Raw genomic sequence first — 19,208 nt, 5'->3', positions numbered from 1 at the left:
CGATCCTCGGCGATCTCGCGCAGACTTCGGCGAAACTCTTCGTCGTCGGCGACCCGAAGCAGTCCATCTACCTCTTCCGGGACGCCGACGTCACGCAGTTTAAGCGCACCCGCGACCTGATCGAGCGGGATCTCGGCGGGGAAGCCGTCCCGCTCGACGTCAACTTCCGGAGCACGCCCGTCATCGTCGGGTTCGTCAACGCCATCTTCGGGGCGCTGATGGCGGAGTCTGCACGACCCTGGGAGTTCCGGTACGAACCGCTGGAGGCGTGCCGGAAGGGCGACGCCGGCTCGGTCGAGCTCCTTCTCGTCGCGAAGGCCGACGACCGGCAGTCCGGCCGGCGTGCCGAGGCGGAGATGGTCGCCCGGAAGATCCAGAACCTCATCGAGCACGAGAAGCGGCGCGTCTACTGGGACCGGGAAGGAAAACACCTCGACGAACCCCGGCCAGCGGATTACCGGGACGTGGCCATCCTTATCGAGCGGCGAACGAACCTTGCCGCTTACGAGTGGGCGCTCGTCCGCTACGGCATTCCTTACCACGTCCACGCGGGTATCGGGTTCTACGAGCGGCAGGAGGTCTACGACCTCTACAACATCCTCCGCTTCCTGGAGAACGAGCGGGACGACGTCGCCCTCTACGGGCTGCTCCGGTCGCCCTACTTCGGGCTCTCCGACACCCGGCTCTACACCGTCGCCCGGTCCGGCTCCCCGGAGAACTCTCTCTGGGAGCGGCTGGAGCGCTTCGCGTCCGATCCGGAGATCACGGCGGCGGTGCAGCTGCTCAGGTCGTGGCTCCTGCACGCTCGCCGGGTCTCTCCCGCCGACCTCCTCGCCCGGATCGTCTCCGAGTCGGGGATCTCCGTCGTCCTCGGTGGAATGCCGGGCGGCGAACAGGCGGCCGCGAATGTCGAGAAGGCGGTTGCCCTCGCCCGGAGGATGGAGGCGAACGGCTCCGGCACGCTCGCCGGGGTCGTCCGGGAGCTCGGGACCTGCATCGACGACGGCGAGCGGGAAGGCGATGCACTGCTCGACCTGACGACCGCGAACGCGGTCTCGATCATGACGGTCCACGCCTCGAAGGGGCTCGAGTTCCCGATCGTCGTTGTCCCCGACCTCGGCGAGCCGCCCCGGGCTCGCGGTGGCACTGTCATGGTGGAGGACGGGTTCCGAATCGGTGTCACGATCCCGAATCCGGCAAACGATCATGAACGCGAGGAGGCGCCGCTCCTGAAAGTCCTCAAGCGGGAGTACCGGCAGAAGGAGAGGGCCGAACAGAAACGCCTCTTCTACGTCGCCGTGACGCGGGCAAAGGACCACCTGGTCCTCTGCGGCGATCTGCCGGCCGGGGTCCCGGAGACCCTGGAGGATGCGAAGAACCGGATGGGCTGGCTCGCCCGCTGCATCGGGCTCTGCGATGACGTTTACGTGCGGGGAGCGGCCGAGATTCCCGGCGAAGAGTCCCCGCTCTGCATCCCTCTCGTTACAGATCCCGCAGCAATATACGCAGAACCCCGCCAGACCGGGGCCATGCGCCTTTCCCTGCCGGACAATGGGGCCGGGGTGTCGGAGGGCGTGCCTCCTATCCTGGTCGACGAAGAGGAGCACGTGTACTCCGCGAGCGAGATCCGGCAGTACCTCCGCTGCCCGCTCGCGTACGAGCGCAGATTTCGGCTTAATATTATGACGCAGCCGATTCGTGAGGTATCCGGGGCGATGGATGCAACGACGCGGGGGCTGATCGTCCACGAGATCTTCCGTGGCAGGGATCCCGGGGCCGTGCTCCGGCGCTACGGTGTCGAGGATGCCGGTATCGTGGATGAATACCAGGCGCTCTATGACCGCTTCTGTGCGGCGGAGGTGATGCAGGGGGTCACGGACGACTGCTGCGAGGTGCCGTTCCGGGCGAGCATCGGCGGTGCGAAGTTCAAAGGCGCCATCGACCGGCTCGTCCGGCGGCCGGACGGCACCTGGGTGCTCATCGACTACAAGACGGGCGCCGCCGGTGTGGAGGATATCCCGGCAAAAGTCGAGGATTACGCGGTCCAGGTAACCATCTACCGGCTCGCCGCCGAGCAGATTCTGGGTGAGGCAGTCGAACCTTTCCTTTACTTCGTCGATAGCGACCGCTGGGTGGAAGTCAGGGGAGACGAACAGAGGGTTCCGGGTGAGATTCGTGATGCGGTTGCCGGCATCGAGCTGCGGCTGTTCCGGATGCCGGAGTGCGAAGGGTGCAACGGCAGAAATGGATGCCGGAGACCGGGCCGTGGAGAATGAACTGTATGACGGACATCAAGGACTCCTGATTGGCTGGTCCTCCCGGGACCTTCCGGCAGGAAGTGTCGAAGGCCGTTCTGTCTAGGGGCGACTCCTGATAATTCTGGATGTGATGCCCCCTCTGGCCCCTCTGCAAGTTCGGGTGCGGCCGCAGGAAGCCTGAACCCAGATTCTGCCCACTCCCGGGGGTGCGAGCCGGGTTCGTTCTGCACGAACGTCACCCTCACCCGCTCCTCCGCACCGCAAACGCCCCCGTGAACGGCCTTGTCCCCTTCAAGAAATCGGCCGTTCGCGCGAGGGCGCTTTTCGCCCCCCGCTCCTGCCGGTGCATCAGGTAGAAGAGGTTCAGGAAGAAGATCGCGCTGTCGGCGAAGAGCACATCCTTCTTCGGGCCGACGACCAGTCGTGCGCCTGTTTGCTGCATGAACCTATCGGTAAACGCAACCTTTCCAAGCGAGCAGGCCGAGAGCCCCACGAGTTCCGCGCTCGCAAAACAACCCTCCGGGAACTCTTCGGGGTAGACCCGCGCCCGGGGGAGCCGGAGGTACGCCTCGCCCTTCTGTACCTCCCCGTGGGAGGAGATGTAGACGTGCTCGTAGCAGAGGTCACCCGAGAGCAGGTCCAGGAGGTCGGACTTCCGGGAGATCTCGTGGTAGTCGACCGGGTGGTCGATCATCCGGAGGAACTCGTTGAGCACGTAGCCGTCGCGGTAGCCGCTGTTGTAGTCGGCCTTCTTCGTGCAGCACTCGAGGATCAGCATCGCCATCGCCGTCACTTCCCCGCCGCGTCGAGCACCTTCTGCATCCTGTCGCGGATGACATAGTGCAGGTCGGTCACCGTCCTCCAGACGTACCAGACCGGGGCGTATCCGGCGCGGAGCACTCCCGGGTCCTGCCGCAGCCGCTCGACCAGCGTCGGGAAGTCCGGGCAGACCCCGAAGGTCCGGTAGAGGCCGGCGACGGCGCCGTACACCTCGCTCACCGTGGCGGGCGGGATGGCGAGGCAGAGGCCGTACTCGACCTCTTCGAGGAAGGGGAAGACGGCGTAGATCGCCGGGTCCTGCGGCACCTCCTCCACGGCCTCGCCCCGGAAGAGCGCGACGAGCCGGTCCCGCCGGGAGGGGCGACGGCCCGGCCGCGGAAACCTCCCGGTGAGGGCCGGCCCCGTGTACCACTCGGCCGCGCAGATGGCCTGGGCGTGGCGTTCCGGAGAGAGGGGACACCCCCCGTTGACCTCCTCCACGGCCTCGAAGACCACCTCCGGCGTCACCCACCCCTGCCGCCGGCCGAGGGCGGCGCAGACCTCCGCGTAGAGCTCGCGTATCCTCTCTTTCTCCGCCTTGCCGCCGTCGACGACGAACCCGTCCTCCACCATCGCGGACCAGAGAGCGGAGAACTCCCGTTCGTCTCCTTCTGCCGTCTCTTCCTCCTCAAAGTAGGACGGTCTCTTCCCGAAGCGCCGCCTCACCGGTCCCACCCCCGCTCCGGTCCGGCAAGATCCTCCGCCTCCGGCCGGGCGCGGGGGTCGCTGCCCGGGTGCATGGCGACGGTAAAGCCGGCAGCTTCCCGCCGGAGCTCGAGCAGCCCCGGCCGAAGGGGACGGAACCCGGCCTTTGTGTGCAGGAAGGAGCCTTTCTGCCAGCAGCGATACCCGCTGCGCTCGAAGCGAAGGCAGCAGCCGGAATCCACCATGACCGGGATGACCCTCACGAACGGCATCTCTTCCCCGAACCCGAAGCGGAAGAGGGTGTAAGTGGGCCGGCCGGGCGGGGGTTCCAGGACCGCGCCATGGACGCTCCGCTTCCGTTCCTCCTCGCTCGAACCCGGGATTTTCAGGACCCCGGCGCTCTCGAACGCCACGGCACGCTCGCGGAGGGCGGGATACGCCGCGAGCGTCTCCTCGAGATCCGCGTATACCGTCACGTCCGGGGAGATCCCGATCCCCGGTTCGTCCCGCCGCCAGAAGACGACGGCGTGCAGGTCTCCCCCCTCCGGCCGGAGCCGGGTGTAGACCCGCTCGTTCAGGGAGAGCCGGATCGCATCCGTCGGTTCGTCGGTGGTCACAAAGGGGATGATGTCCACCCGGGTGCCGCCGTAGCAGGGGAGCCGGAGGACGTAGCCGAGGGGGCCGATGAACCAGGGCTCTCCGCCGGGTGCAGGATCGCCGGTCATGCCACCCGGCCCCCTGTAAGGGGTGTGACATCCTGGTGGTACTTCACCAGCGGGGCCTCAAGGTCCGGGTGCTCCCGGACCAGGGCATCGAGCGTCGCGTAGTCGGCAGAGAGGCTTTCTGCGTCCGCGTCGTCCCCGGTCCAGAAGAGCAGGGTGTAGGTGCCCCTGTCGGCCCCGTCCGGTGCCGGGAAGCAGCGGCGGACCAGCAGGCACTGGCCGTCACCCTTCAGCGGGAGGACGGTCGCCCGGGGGTCGTTGATGCGGTGGCAGTTGCCGAAGTTTGCCGGGACCATCTGCTTCCGTTCGAGGCGCACCACGAGCGACTGCCTCAGCCCGCGGTCGAGGGCCGGCCGGATCTCCGGGTGCGCGAACGCGAGGCCGGCGACGGTGCCGGCGACGTACAGCGCGGGGGTCGCCCCCGGCCGGAACTCGAGGAGCCCGACAGGGAGGGTGAGATGGTCGTAGAGCGGTTTTCTCATCCAGCCGTGCCTCCGGATCAGGAAGCAGCACTTCTCCCGGAGTTCGATGGGCATGAGGTCGATGATCGGCCGGCTCTCGTCCCGCCAGTGCTGGTAGACGTCGTGGGCGGCGCAGCAGGCCTGGAGGCTCCAGCCGGGAGTTGTTTCGCGGGGGAGGCAGGGGTAGGCGGCAAGGAGGGCGGCCTCGTCGGGGAAGGCCTCGAGGTGCGGCCAGGGGAGGCCGCCGCGGCCGGGGGTCCAGGAGAGAACGGTGTGGCAGGTGCCTTCGGCGCACTCGATCCTCTGGTAGAGCCGCTCGTCCCCTCCCTCCGGCGCGAAGAAGGGGATGGCGACCGCGTTGTGGTTGATGCCCTGATAGTTGTAGACCTGCGATTCAAAGACGGATCCTTCGGTAGTGATGTCGATTTTCTCCATGATTGCTCACCTTAATGCTGTTTTACCGATTTTCGTGCAACGGTACCGTGACCCCGGTCAGGGGTATTCTTCGGTCTTTTCCCGGGGTGCAGTTCGCAGCCCCGATCCGGGTGGAGACCCACCCTCCGGTAGTCAGATGGCATGCATTCAACTCATCTCCTCTCTATGGCGCCTGGAAGGCCAGTCGGTGCCGGGACCGGCTCAGGTCCGGATCACGCCCAGCACGTCCTCGATCCTTCGCTCCAGGTCCGTTTCGACCGCCCGGCGCTCCTTCTCGACCTTCCTGAGCCGTTCGAGTTCGGCTCTCAGGTCGATCGGCTCGACCACCAGCGGGACATAGAAGGTGACCTCGAGTTCGGGGCCGGCCGCGTCGTCCCGCCGGATATCTGCAAGGGGGACCGCACGGGCAAACCGGGCGATACTCTCTCCCTTCCAGTCCTCGCTCCCGCTCAGGAACGCTTCATAGATCTCGCCCACCTCTCGCGAAACCCCGGCATCGAGGCTCCTCGATCTGTCGGCCGCAAAGTACGCCGCCAGGTCGACGAACAGGATCTCTCTGTCCAGACCGGAAGCCCTGTCTCCACGGAGGGCGAGGAGATCGACGTCGTGGAGAACTCTTGGGAACTGGCTGGCCGGCAGGCGTATCATCGCTGCAAGAGCCCCGGAGTCCGCGAGGAACTTCTTGAGGTCCGCGGCCTTCGCCAGGTGGTTGTTCGGTACCAGTATCACAAGAGTCTTGCTCCCGGCGAGGTTCGAGAGGAGCCCCTGCACTTTTGGGGCCCACTCTCTGCGTGGATCTCTCGCCGGCACTTCAGTGAGGTCGCTGACGACCACGTCCGCCGGGGGAGCCGGCGTCGTGTGGTACTCGTCCACCGGGGGGGCCGGATCGATCTGGATATCAGGGACCCCGGATGCGCGCAGGACCAGTGCAGCAACCTTCCAGGCCTCCGGGCCGGCAGCGTCATCGTAGTATGACCAACCGCGAACATGCACCGATTCCTCCCCGGCGCGGAGTGCGCTCCAGAGCAGGACCAGGCCCCCCCGGGCTGCGGGATCGAAGAGCGTCGCCCCGGCTGGAGGGCGGGCAATCTCTGCCATGAGCTCCGCGACCGGGCCCGGTGTCTGGTAACCCTCGATCGCCCGGATGGCAAACGCCTCTGCTATCGCCTGGATCAACTGCATCTCCCACTTTGCAATCCTGTCGAAGATCGATACGAGTTTCCGGACGTTATCGGGGTTCAGTCCGGCGAACGACTCGTAATCGAGCGGCACGCCGGCCGCATCGGAGGCACGCTGCAGCGCATCCGCGACCGCGAGGGAATCCGCCTCCCCGGACGCACGCTTCACCCGGCTCCAGTCTTTCGTCTTCACGACGGCGAGGAGTGAGAGGCAGCACCGGGCTGCCGTCCCGGGGGAGACATCCTCTCTCCGCAGTTCCTGTAGAGCCTTTGCGGCGAACCTCTCCTCCTCGGACTTTCCCGGAGCCATTACAGGACCCCCTCCTCTGCCCTGCGGACGATCTCGTTGAGGATGCGCGTCCTTGCGTCACGCTCCTCTGCGAGTTTCCGCTCGTGTTCATAGAAACTCTGATAGAGGGCATAGATCTCGCCCCGCGCTTCTGGCGGCGGTAGCGCGATCTCCATCTCTCCAAGGCCTTTGAGGGGGATCGACCGTGTCACCACGGACCCCACTGAGCGCTGAGCGAACTGGTGCTGGCCGTTGGGTGAGTTGAGGTACCAACAGGTGTAGTAGGGCGAGTACTCCGGCCGCAGCGTCACCGCGACGAGGTTTGGGCTGATGGTGCAGCCTTCGGCCCGCTCGTCGGCCACGGCACATCGGGGCGTCGAGCCAGCGACGATGATGACGAGATCGCCGGCGGCGACGGCCGGATCCCCGGGCTTCCGGGTTTCTTCCAGTCTCTCTCCCCGGGGTTCCGGGCAGTCCGTAGTGATCAGGCCAATCGGATCGCTGCTCAGGTCACCGATCCGGATCTGGCGCCGCGGCACCTCCTCTTCTCTGGAATACTCATCAGGACGGACCCGAATCCCTTTTCTGGGGCGTCCTACCCACATCTTTTCAAACGGCTGGCTCTCTTTCACCTTTGGCTCACCACAGCCTCCTTTGGCACAATAGTATATAAACTGTTCCAAACTTGTATACAAGTATACGTTTTTATGACTTGGGAAAGTTTCGAGAGAGGTAAGCTCCTGACATCTGCAGGACCGGGTGCGGTGACACTGATGAGGATTCTCTCAACCCCAAGCAGGTAAGTTGCAGCGCAGCGTGAGTCTTCAAATGATATACTCAAAAAGAGCAAACGATGGAGTATCTCTGGTACCAGAGATACTCCAGACAAAGTGTCGGTTAATCGCACCTCATGGAGCATGCAATAATAATCGAACTAATTGCACTGCGCTGCCCGATACAACCATCCTGCTGCCGGATACATTCACGCACAACCCGCAAGGTTCGGATTGTCTGGTATAAGCAAAGGTAGTCGCGGGATTTATGTTCTCGATATCCACCACATGCCAGGTTTACTGACGAATATGCTGGATGAGACAAACGAATATTGTATATATCGGCTTTGGCTCCGCTTCTTTGGGAGATCATGGGCGTTCCAAGATCAACTGAGATCTCTTCGATCTTCGCTTTAAAGGCCGGAGAACAGGTATCCCGATCAAGGTACCAACAAACAACATCCGAAGGTTCACCTTTGCCGCGGATTGTTATATGAACGCTATTTTGAACATTTCCGCTCTTATCTTCTGCCCGATCCATCATAATCGTCCATAAAGACGTGTCAAAGAATTCAGGATACTTGTTTAGCGCGTACTGGATTCCACCTCCTCCATTGCGCCCGGAAACGGAGAGATCATCGTCTGGATCTGTAATCTGTTCCTCCTGAACGGTGAACAAGACTTTGAAGTCAGGGTTCTGACAGGTGCTCATCAAGTGCAGAATTAGTGCAATTCCAGCCTTATCATCAAATCCAAGCACAAAATTTTGTTCTCCCCCGACAATCCCGTGATCACCAAGCGAGTCCGGGAACGTGTAGGTAGACAGTTGCTCACGGTTATTCCGATCCACGGTGTCCATGTGCGCCATAAGGACCGGCAACTTCTTTTTGCTGGCAAATGGACTCGATTCATCCAAATACGCCTTGGGGACGGCAAGAATGTTTCCAATCCCATTGGTAATGTCACAATCGGAAAATGCTCTCCACTCATGACATCTATCCTTGACAAAGTCCAGAATGGCTTTCGCAACTAGATCTTCGCTTCCTGATGGAGAGTAACATCGTATCAGCGGTTGCATGATCGACAGCAGTTCCTTCCCTATGATCTGGTATTCTTCTTGATCTTTTAGAAGCGCTACATCATCAAAACTCATACAAGACCTCCTGTAAGTTCAATTTGTTGGATTTGATAAATAGTTTCGGAAATAGAACTCATTTTAGCGAATTAAATCACGAGAAGGCAGTTATAATTGGTCAATAGGCCAATCCAATCAAAAATAGGGGGTTTTAATGGGCCGGCATGGTGCCTCCGGGAGTCCGTGTGCAGGCTCGTGCGCACCCTCGTGGCAAAAATGAAAACTGGAGGGACCTCACATATTCATCAGGAAGATCCGCGGATCTTGGGCTTTTTCTTCGGAGTCCCGGAAAGACTGCAATGTCCCGATGACCACGCTGATATTCTGAATGCTAGAAGCAAAATCCTTACCTACATCGGAGCCAAGCATACGCAAACTACTATCCAGGAGTTTTTCAATCCGCCTGAACTCCTCTTCGGAGAGGAGAATATCATACTCTCTCCCGAACCTTGCTTTATTCGCAATGAATGACAGGTATATTGTAGCGAGCATAACAAACTCCTGCGACACCACCCTCCTGCCGTATCCTCTCGTAGAGGAGAGCAACGGATTCGTCCGGGTTAACGATCTCAGATCGTATGTTATCCCACGCATCCCCTTCTCCTCCCATATTCTGCTAATATCACGATGTTCAAAGAAGTCGGCCAGAGTAAATGTTGTAAAGAGTATCAGGTCTCGCTGGCGATCGAAGTGATGGCTGATCAGGCATGGATTTACCTGATGCGCCCAGCAGATGAGATTGTCAAGTTCTACCCAGAGGGGATCGTTTGACGCCCCACCGTGGTCCAGCTGTCTACGGGAGGGAAGACCGGAGTACATGCTCCTCCAGTGCTCCAGCCGGGATACCGGAGACTCCTTGAATTCCGGAAGGACACTTTGCCGGATGAACGATCGCATGGCGCTCGTGGATGTGAATGTACAGATGTCGCTGATCGAGGGGATCCCACCCCAGATCATCCTGTAGTCCTTCCAGATCTCCTGGATAATACCCTCATCTACGTTAGGTTTCCAGAGCAGACCATTGTCGGATCCTCGTTCAGAGAGTATGTATCTCTTCTCTTCGAGCGGGTAGAGATGATTGTTCAATATTCCGGTGTGCTCTTTTATGTTCAATTTTCTTCCGCAAAAATCGTAGATATCATCTGTTCCTACACCATCCTCGTGGTCATAGATGTAGAAGAGGATCTTCCGCTTCGTACTGCCTTTCTTCTCTCCCCTCGCTCTCCCCCTCGGTCTTCTTGAGTTCATCAAATAAAGTAACTATGCCCGCTTTAATAAGCCGCGCGGTTTCGATTGAGAGACCGGCGCCTCTCACGCAAGGGATAGTAAAATGGGGCGCTTAATCGTCGGCATCAGGTGCTCCGGATGAATGGTATGCCGCTTAACCTCGTATCGGGGGAGGCCGCTCCATACAATTCCGGCTGTTCCACCACCCCGAAGAGGTGAGGGGCACCACACCCTGCAGAGACCAGACCGGGTTCAGTCGGACGGAGCCGGCCGGCGGAGCAGGCGCTCCGGGTGCTCGATGCATGCCTTCGCCAGCCGCAGCGCTCCGTATGTCTCATCGACCCGGATGTAGTCCAGGCAGGTGTGCGGGTTGTAGTAACCCGTCGAAATGTTGAGGGCCGGAATGTGCTCTGCGATGTAGTAGGTGTCGGCAATTGAGCCACCACAGGTCTTCCAGTAGTCCATACCCTCCTCCTCTCCCAGCGACATGAGGTTGGTGACGATGTGATCGGGGGCGCAGGTTCTGCCGTGGTAGGTGGGGATGATGTCCCCCCGCCCCCTGCGATCGAGGGTCAGTCCGAAGGCACAGTCTGCGTAGAAATCGGGTGGTACTTCCTGGACCCCCTGCTGGCCCTCCTCCTCCCGGACGGTTGCGAGGATCTTGAAGGGCAGGTCTGTTCCCCGGGCCAGAGTTAGTATGGTGCTGATCCCGGCCTTGTCATCACCTCCGATCTGGTAGCGGTCGCCGTCAGGGCTCTCAGCGAGAAAGATGCCCCGCTCCTCATCGTAGCGAAGATATTCCCCGATGTCCCGGTCATCTTCGGATTGACAGGTGTCCATATGAACATTTAGCAACGTATACCCGGCGGCCGGGCGTTCTCCCCGCACGGCCATGATATTCCCCATGCGGTCGGAGGTGACATTCCAGCCGCCGGCACGGAGGCGCCCGCGGACGTATGCACTCATGGCTGTCTCTTCGTACGTCGGGCTGTAGATCGGTAGGATCTCCTTGAGGTTGTCAATCAGAAGGAACCTGAGATCGGGCTTTTTTATCTGCGATACTGTGTAATTGTTGTCAATCTCGTGAACTACCATGTTAAAAACCTCTTTTTTAAAGTAGTCTTGATCAGAGGATTGTGAATCGGATCAGCGGCCCCCTTGCGCCCGGCCTTTGCCTGTGACGGAGAGCCCAGGTGCCGCCAGCAGGGTCACATCCGTGCTTGGCGTGTTGCCTGGCGGGTATTCCTTCATTTCCGCTGAGGTCTGGGTCCGGCGGCGTATCTGTCAGAAGGCCGAGATCCGATTGTTCTACGTGCAATTCATGCAGATCTGCAGTACTGTCGCTCCCTTCTTTCTTCACCCGGAAAGCCCCGGGCAGGTTGATGCAGGAAACCCCGTCCCTGGAGGCTTTGAGCATCTTTTTACTCCTGCACCACGGGTGAAGGCACCAGTAGATAGCGATCCTATGCCCGTTCAGGGAGAACACTTCACCCGGCATGTTCATCCTGAGGAATCTGGGGGGCGCTTCTACTGCGGTCGCTACACAGAGGTTGCCGGCTGGGGGGAAGCCGATTTTTTGCGCCGGGTAAATCGGCAGGGTCAGGTGGGCCTGTCGGGCCGGTTTTTCTCTTTGATCTCCCGAAGTTAACTGAAAAATCGCCCTGGAAAAGCGCTGAAACGGTGAATTAACCCGCTTTGCTTTGATGTTTCAGGTTTTTCCCGTGAGATGAGGGACGGGAGACGCATACCGGGGGCAGGCCATCAAGGTCGTCGACCGGTACCCGGCGTTCCGCCGGGAGGATGCGGTTGCCGGGCCGGATGCTCCGGGGCTGCCCTACCGGATCGTTTTGACGCCGGAGATCGAGCGGGTGAAGGCCGGCTCTCGCGACGGGGGTATGACCTTGATGTGTCGCGGTATGTCGTGGCGGAGCCGGTGAACCTCGAGGCGGAGTTTGAGAGGCTGGCCGGCTACGAGCGCCGGCGGGAGGAGCTTGGGCGGAAGATGGAGGAGCAGATGGGGAGGGTGCTGATGAATATGAGGGGTGGAGTAACTGCTTTAACAAATATCTGTATCTCCTCATGTGTTAGAGAGGTCGTCCTAACATTTTTCTGATCATGATAATGCATGCTAGCATATCAATCTCAGTTGTGGGAAGCCGATTTTTTGTGCTGGGCAAAAATACGGCCTAGAAAGATAAAATGGGAAACACAGACGACAGGTGAAATTGTGACTGGTCGGGATGGACAGTAGGCCTTGAGGGCCCTGTTATGAGCAGAATGCCCTTTATTGGGGCAAAAACTGAAATTCTAGGCCGAAGAGAGTTAGCAGTGCTTATCACGAGCATAACCTAGAAATGTGGGGCTGTTCCGGGCATTTAATGATTCAAATGCTTCTTCTTTAGAAACAGGCTCCCAAAATAGCCTTAACGTTTATTTCGAATCCATTAAATGGTCGAATGACTATTTCTCTTTATCTGAGAGGCGATACCGTGCCAAGAGGGAAAAAGAAAGCAGCAACCGCACCAACTACCGAAAGTTACCAGCACACGGAAGCCGGAGCCGTTATCCGGCCTGAAGTCGGTGTACAGGCTCAGTTCAAGAAAAAGAAATCTCCACAGACATATGACTACGATTCATCCCTTTCTCCACAGATGTGCTGGGATGATATTAATTCAGCACGCGACGTCGGTGAATGGCTCATCACAATGATTGATAAAGCTGCCTGCCTCCCACCGCCGCACCGTTTCTCTCAACCTGAAGTCTTCAAAGATAATAATGGAAAGGTCCTCATCAGTATCCAGAACCTTGATGATGCCCTAGAATACCTCAAAAAGATCAGCCAGCCCTTCCTGAACTGGTCCGGGAAAAGAGAGCATATCTCATTTGATGTCCCGACTCTTCCCCTCTTCATCCATGAACGTCTCTCGACAAAGGCCATTCTGGAAACGCTGAAGAGAAAGGAAAAGACGCAACAGAGCACCCTTGATGCGCTCTTTGGTGATCCAAGACATCCCATTACCGATCAGGTCCTCAAGGCGTATGAATATTCAGACGACTGGACAAATCGCCTCATTCTTGGAGATTCGTTAGTTGTAATGAATTCGCTCCTCCAGTACGAAGGCATGGGTGGGCAGGTCCAGATGATCTATATGGATCCGCCCTATGGTATCAAGTTTGGGTCGAATTTTCAACCATTTGTAAGGCCAAAAAACCGAGAAGTGCCCCATAATAGCGACGAAGATTTTACAAGAGAACCTGAGATGGTGAAAGCATATAGGGATACGTGGGAGCTTGGTCTACATTCTTACCTGACATACCTACGTGACAGAATTCTCCTTTCAAAATACTTACTCAGTGAAAGCGGCAGTATATTTGTTCAAATATCAAATGAAAACCTCCATCAAGTTCGAGATGTAATGGATGAAGTGTTTGGCAGCGAAAACTTCATTTGCATAATCGTTATGAAAAAAACAAGTGCCCCGACTGATAAGTATATTCCGAACATCTCTGATTTCATCATTTGGTACGCTAAGGATAAGCAAAAGACAAAGTATCATTCTCTATTCCTTGAGAAAGTGCCTGGAGAAGAAGGAACTTCGCAATATGTGTGGGCTGAACTTCCAGATGGAACCGAAAGGAGGCTGACCCGTTCAGAGTTTCTTGATCACTCTCTCCTCCCTCGTGATTCGAGGATTTTTGCTACAAGTGATGCCACCTCAAGTCATGAGTACAGCTTAGGGAAAGAACCCTTTGAGTTTAGGGGCATCCAGTATTCTCCCGGTAAACGATATTGGACAACCTCGCCTGAAGGGATGGGAAAAATAGCACAAAAGAATCGGTTCATTGTGTCAGGTAAAACCCTGTTCTACAAAAGATATTGGGACGATTTCCTATACTACCCACTACCGAATGTATGGACCGATACGAGTAGCAGTTTTAGTGAAAAAAATTACGTTGTTCAGACAATTCCCAAGCCCATCCAGAGGTGCCTATTAATGACCACAGACCCTGGGGATTTAGTACTTGATCCAACCTGTGGAGGGGGGACCACTGCATATGTGGCGGAGCAATGGGGCCGACGCTGGATTACAATTGATGTTAGTCGCGTCCCCCTCGCATTGACCCGGCAACGCCTTCTGACGGCAACATATCCGTATTACCTATTAAAAAATCCAGAAATTGGTCCTGCAGGAGGATTTGTTTACGAGAGAAAACAAAACCGAAAAGGGAAAGAGATTGGTGGAATTATTCCACACATTCGATTGAAAGATATCGCAAATGACCTGAAACCGAAAGAAGAGGTCCTCATAGATAAACCAGAGATTGATGGGAACATCATCCGGGTTACAGGCCCTTTCACTCTCGAGGCAACAATCCCGACACCTGTGGAGATTAAGGAGGAGGATGAAACATCCGAGAGAACACAGGAATACTCCTCGTTCATCGACCGAATGATCGAAGTGTTGCGCCGGTCTCCGGTACTACACCTCGATGGCAATCGTACCGTTGAACTGACAAATATCCGACCCCCGGCAAAGGCACTCTCGCTATCGGCGGAAGCGCTCGTCAAAAATGGCGATGAAAAACCGGTTGCCTTGGTGTTCGGGCCGGAAAATTCCTCGGTGAGTGAACGGCTTGTCTTTGAATCTGCCCGTGAAGCAAGAATAAAGGGGTATTCGCACCTCTATGTTGTTGGTGTCAACGCCCAGCCCAATGCCCGTCTGCTGATCGAACAGTGTAAAAACGTCGCCGGAATCCCTGCCACATATGTTGCGATCACCCCGGACATCATGATGGACGACCTGCTGAAACATATGCGGTCAAGCCAGATCTTCAGCGTTTGCGGCCTCCCGGATATCAAGATCACTGCAGTAAAAGATGGAAAGAAGAATTCGCAACGCTTTGAAGTTGAGCTCCTGGGGATGGACACCTTTGATCCCATCACAATGGAGACCCAACACATGGCTGGCGATGACGTTCCCGCCTGGTTCCTTGATACAGATTACAATAGTCGCTGCTTCCGGGTCTGTCAGGCGTTCTTCCCTCGCACAGGCGCCTGGACAAACCTGAGTAAATCGCTCGGCAGTACTTACGACGACTCGGTATGGGAGCACCTCGCTGGAGCGACCAGCGCCCCATTTTACGCCGGTGAAAACAACCAGATTGCTGTCAAGGTCATCGACGACCGCGGTAACGAGCTCATGGTGATAAAGCCTCTGAAGGGGAGCAGGAAATGACGGACTTCGAAGTTCCCGAACCAATCCTGAACTCTCCATACGAGGAGCCAAGGGAACATTGGCATATCGTTGAGGGTGAACTTCCGGAGAAACGAACCGGGCGGAGACCAGCGGGTTACTACTACCGTGATCCACGTGCTGATCAAGGGACGACGGAAGATGATGTCCGAGGGGTTTTCAGAGATCTCCCACAGATAAATCTTATCCGTGAGCGAGTGAAACAGTGGCAGGATCAGGGATATCCAGGAGTCACCCGTACAACAATTGATCTTCTGACCTACTGGCAGCGCGATGGCCGCGAAACCCGACTCTTCTTCGCCCAGCTTGAGGCAGCAAAAACCATCATTTTTCTCAAAGAGGCCCGGCAGGATTTTCTGCAGGGAGTAACCATTCCCATGGAAGACCTGACCGGTAACCAGATAGAGAATGGATACTCGGCATTTACAAGGTACGCTTGCAAGATGGCAACGGGATCTGGCAAGACAATGGTTATGGGAATGCTGATCGCCTGGAGCATTCTCAACAAAATTAACTCTCGCAACGACACCCGCTTTTCTGATGTCATTCTCGTTGTCTGCCCAAACATCACCATAAAAAGCCGACTTCAGGAACTCGACCCAAATAGAGACGATGCAAGCATCTACCGGGTTCGCGACCTCGTTCCGCCGCATCTGATGCCGACACTCCGTCAAGGGAAAGTCCTCATCACAAATTGGCATTATTTTGAACCGAAATCAATCACTGTTGCAGGCGATTCAGCACGGGTTGTTAAAGCCGGGGTGCCGGTTCGTGTCAAAGAAACTATAACTATCGGCCAAAAAACGACGACTGCACGGGGCAAGCGCTATATTACCCTCGAGGACTACCAGGTTCAGCGAGACGCCGGGCTCCTTTCCGTAATCAAAGAAGAAAAAGATCGGCAGGGAAACCTGACGAAGATCTTTGTTGAATCAATGAAGTACATCGAGAGTGAAAAAGCCCTTGTAAACCGCGTTCTCGGTCGGGAGATTGGAAACAAAGAGAGTATTCTTGTCATCAACGATGAAGCGCATCACGCGTACAGGATTTCGCAAGTCGAACCTGATGATGAGGACGCCCAGCAGACACTCATTGAAGATGATGGAGAGGAGGATGAGGATTTCACCAGGGAGGCGACGATCTGGATCGAGGGGCTGGATAAAATTAACAAATATAAAAAGATTAACTTCTGCATTGACCTATCAGCGACCCCCTACTACCTCAACAGCACCGGTCAGAAGGCTAACCAGATCTTTGAATGGGTCGTCAGCGATTTCGGGCTGACTGATGCGATCGAGTCCGGCCTTGTAAAAATCCCTCAGTTAGTCGTGAGAGACACAACCGGTGCGGAGATACCAAGTTACTTCAATGTCTGGCAGTGGATCTTGCCCAGGCTGACTCCAGCAGAACGTGGTGGGAGAAGGGCCAATCCCAGACCTGAAGCCATACTCAAATGGGCACATACTCCAATAGTTATGCTCGCCGGGCTCTGGAAAGATCTCAGTGTAGAATGGAAAGAGCAGAGAGGTGACCCGAGATCCCCGGTGTTTGTAATCGTCTGCAAAAACACTAATATATCGAAGGTGATCTATGAGTGGCTCGCAGAGAACCGCTGCCCTACTGGTATTCCTCCAGCACGTATCCCTGAACTCCTGAATACTGATACTGAACTAAATACAATAAGAGTAGATTCAAAGGTAGTTTCTGATACAGACTCCGATGCAGCAAAAAGTGATGAATCACACTGGATGAGATACACCCTTGATACCGTCGGAAAACTCGACTGGCCCCGGGACAAGCAGGAGCGACCAATTTATCCAGAAGGATTCGAGGAGCTCGCCAAGAAACTAAACCGCCCCCTGAACCCCCCCGGACGGGATGTAAAATGCATCATCAGCGTAAGCATGCTCACAGAGGGCTGGGACTGTAATACGGTCACCCACATCATCGGCCTCCGACCATTTATGTCTCAGCTTCTTTGTGAACAGGTCGTAGGCAGGGCACTTCGGCGGTCTGCCTATGATGCTGATGAAGATGGCAAGTTATCCGAAGAAATTGCCAAGGTATTTGGTGTGCCCTTTGAGATAATCCCGTTCAAAAAGACGGAAGGACCTACACCGAAACCGAAAAAAAGGCATTTCATACATGCCATTCCTCAGAAAGCACAATATGAGTTAAAATTCCCTAGGGTTATAGGGTACCGCCAGTCTGTACACAATCGGATAACAGTCGATTGGAATGCTATCGCACCGGTGAAACTTGATCCTATGAACATCCCCCCTGAGGTGGAGATAAAAGCATCGATGCTCCTCAACAGTGGCCGCCCCTCTCTATCAGGTCCAGGAAAACTGGAAAGAATCGATTTGAACCCGCTACGGCAAGGACGCAGACTGCAGGAATTAACCTTTGAAATTGCCAGGGACTTGACGCAAGAATATACATCCTACTCTGATAACCAGGTGCCCGCTCATGTACTATTCCCGCAAATATTGCAGATCGTACAGCGTTTCCTGTCAGAAAAAGTAAGGGTTATACCACCGGCAAACATTCTGGATGCATTTTGTTCTCCCTATTATGGCTGGATCATTGAACGGTTGCGTGAAGCCATCGAACCTGATACCTCCTTGGGTGAAGAACCAGAAAGACCAAGAGTTGAAAGGAACCGTGAAATGGGTTCCACAGCAGACATCGAGTTTTGGTCGTCTCGACCGGTTCACGAGGTTGTCCACTCTCATGTAAATTACGCTGTCATGGATACCAAGCGCTGGGAGCAATCAGCCGCTTACATTCTGGATACGCATCCGGGAGTTGAGGCATTTGTAAAAAATGCTGGTCTGGGATTTGGAATACCCTATGCGCACAATGGACAATCTCATGATTTTATTCCAGACTTTATCGCCAGATTAAGAACAGATCCCCCGATTAATCTCATTCTTGAGACAAAGGGATTTGATACTCTTGCTGAAACCAAACAGCAAGCCGCAGAAAGATGGATTAAAGCCGTTAATGCTGAAGGAAAGTATGGCAGATGGGTATTTAAAATGTCGAGAAATCTTGATGGGATTCGGAAGTACATCGATGACCTCGTTGATCAGAACTCATCAAACATACGCAATGAAAATGATGATCAGTGAAATGACAAGAGAGAAGGTTGAATGAGCCAAATGGAATTTCCATTTTTACACTGACCCAATCGACTCTTTCGATCTGCCAAACAGCGAGATCTTTGACTCTCAGCACTTGAACCGTTCTGGTGTCCTCACGCACCAGATTTATGGGGCGATCTACTGTCTCGATCGGCCTCACGAAATAGAAACCAGTGTCTCGATGCCCTCGTTATTGCCTTGCTCATCCCTCCATGGTTCTGAAGCATAAGATCATGAATTGACTCATAATGGGCTCATCTGTGTCTGTAGCGGCTTTCTGGAAGCAATAAACTGCCCTGGATATCTGAGATCTCTTCACATAGTCCTTTTCGGATTGACTCACGAGCATTGCCGGTCATCGCCATCGGCACTGGTGTCACCAGCAGCCTCATCGTGCGTAATACCGGCTCAATAAGCGCACACTTCTCGCGCCAATATTGTTTCATACTGACGCTCGGAGAACACTGCGGCTTCCAGACCCGGATACAGAAAATCGCCCTACCCCTGGGAAAACTTCAGAATAGTATAGTTGCCGGCCCGAGCACCTGATCAAATGAATTATATATAGCCGCATGTAATGTCCCGGATAGAACCATGGACCGGCTGATCAGAACCATCGTGCTCGATCACAAAAACAAGCGCATCCATCTCACCGAGATCGAGAGAGCCCTCAAAGAGCGCGGGATCAACCTGTTCGCCGATCAATCAAGGCATCACAGATTCATCGAAATGGTCGACACCTTCATCGCACGCGGCATCCTGGAGCCCCTGAAAGGCGCACGGCCGCTCCAGCAGTACGGGGGGCTCCCCGATCGATATACCATCCACCGGGACGTGGTCGCCGACGCCGGCACCCTCTCGCCGG

The 19,208-nt window shown here is 56.3% G+C and carries 14 protein-coding genes; 5 read left to right on the top strand and 9 right to left on the bottom strand.

All coding sequences use genetic code 11. The features are described from left to right. The coding region (locus GXX82_15130; GenBank protein NLT24372.1) for a UvrD-helicase domain-containing protein at positions 1-2,276 on the top strand (2,276 nt) is incomplete at its 5' end. Between the two features lie 223 nt (positions 2,277-2,499). On the opposite strand, the gene GXX82_15125 is transcribed toward GXX82_15130, so the two are convergent. The 9 genes from GXX82_15125 to GXX82_15085 form a co-directional block, all read right to left on the bottom strand. After that, complete coding sequence (locus GXX82_15125; GenBank protein NLT24371.1) at positions 2,500-3,042, bottom strand: hypothetical protein; 543 nt, start codon at positions 3,040-3,042, stop codon at positions 2,500-2,502. Positions 3,043-3,047: 5 nt separating this feature from the next. After that, positions 3,048-3,743, bottom strand: a complete 696-nt coding sequence (locus GXX82_15120; protein NLT24370.1) for a hypothetical protein — start codon at positions 3,741-3,743, stop codon at positions 3,048-3,050. Then, complete coding sequence (locus GXX82_15115; protein NLT24369.1) at positions 3,740-4,447, bottom strand: hypothetical protein; 708 nt, start codon at positions 4,445-4,447, stop codon at positions 3,740-3,742. The genes GXX82_15120 and GXX82_15115 overlap by 4 nt, the downstream gene beginning before the upstream one ends. After that, a complete protein-coding gene (locus GXX82_15110) occupies positions 4,444-5,340 on the bottom strand; it encodes a hypothetical protein (GenBank protein NLT24368.1) in 897 nt (298 codons plus the stop codon). The genes GXX82_15115 and GXX82_15110 overlap by 4 nt, the downstream gene beginning before the upstream one ends. A gap of 201 nt (positions 5,341-5,541) precedes the next feature. After that, positions 5,542-6,828, bottom strand: coding sequence for an N-6 DNA methylase (locus GXX82_15105; GenBank protein ID NLT24367.1), 1,287 nt, complete (start codon positions 6,826-6,828; stop codon positions 5,542-5,544). Further along, on the bottom strand, positions 6,828-7,502 hold the full coding sequence (locus tag GXX82_15100; GenBank protein NLT24366.1) for a hypothetical protein: 675 nt from the start codon (positions 7,500-7,502) through the stop codon (positions 6,828-6,830). Before GXX82_15100 ends, GXX82_15105 begins: the two co-directional genes overlap by 1 nt. 202 nt (positions 7,503-7,704) lie before the next feature. Continuing rightward, positions 7,705-8,733: a hypothetical protein gene (locus GXX82_15095; protein NLT24365.1), complete on the bottom strand. Its 1,029-nt coding sequence runs from the start codon at positions 8,731-8,733 to the stop codon at positions 7,705-7,707. 216 nt (positions 8,734-8,949) lie between these two features. Then, complete coding sequence (locus tag GXX82_15090) at positions 8,950-9,963, bottom strand: hypothetical protein (GenBank protein NLT24364.1); 1,014 nt, start codon at positions 9,961-9,963, stop codon at positions 8,950-8,952. A 231-nt stretch (positions 9,964-10,194) separates the two neighbouring features. Next, complete coding sequence (locus GXX82_15085) at positions 10,195-11,037, bottom strand: hypothetical protein (protein ID NLT24363.1); 843 nt, start codon at positions 11,035-11,037, stop codon at positions 10,195-10,197. 811 nt (positions 11,038-11,848) lie between these two features. Here GXX82_15085 and GXX82_15080 point away from each other — a divergent pair. The 4 genes from GXX82_15080 to GXX82_15065 form a co-directional block, all read left to right on the top strand. Further along, the gene (locus GXX82_15080; protein NLT24362.1) at positions 11,849-12,055 is read left to right on the top strand and encodes a hypothetical protein; all 207 of its coding nucleotides are present in this window, start codon (positions 11,849-11,851) and stop codon (positions 12,053-12,055) included. A gap of 343 nt (positions 12,056-12,398) precedes the next feature. Next, positions 12,399-15,179 (top strand): site-specific DNA-methyltransferase, encoded by a 2,781-nt coding sequence (locus GXX82_15075; GenBank protein NLT24361.1) that lies wholly within the window; start codon positions 12,399-12,401, stop codon positions 15,177-15,179. Then, positions 15,176-18,331, top strand: coding sequence for a DEAD/DEAH box helicase family protein (locus GXX82_15070; protein ID NLT24360.1), 3,156 nt, complete (start codon positions 15,176-15,178; stop codon positions 18,329-18,331). Before GXX82_15075 ends, GXX82_15070 begins: the two co-directional genes overlap by 4 nt. A 606-nt stretch (positions 18,332-18,937) precedes the next feature. Beyond that, positions 18,938-19,208 (top strand): hypothetical protein (locus tag GXX82_15065; GenBank protein ID NLT24359.1); only part of this gene is annotated, 271 nt, incomplete at its 3' end.

It is taken from the genome of Syntrophorhabdus sp. (genome assembly GCA_012719415.1).
Classification (GTDB): Bacteria; Desulfobacterota; Syntrophorhabdia; order Syntrophorhabdales; family Syntrophorhabdaceae; genus Delta-02.
This window is presented reverse-complemented; position numbering and strand designations above follow the sequence as displayed.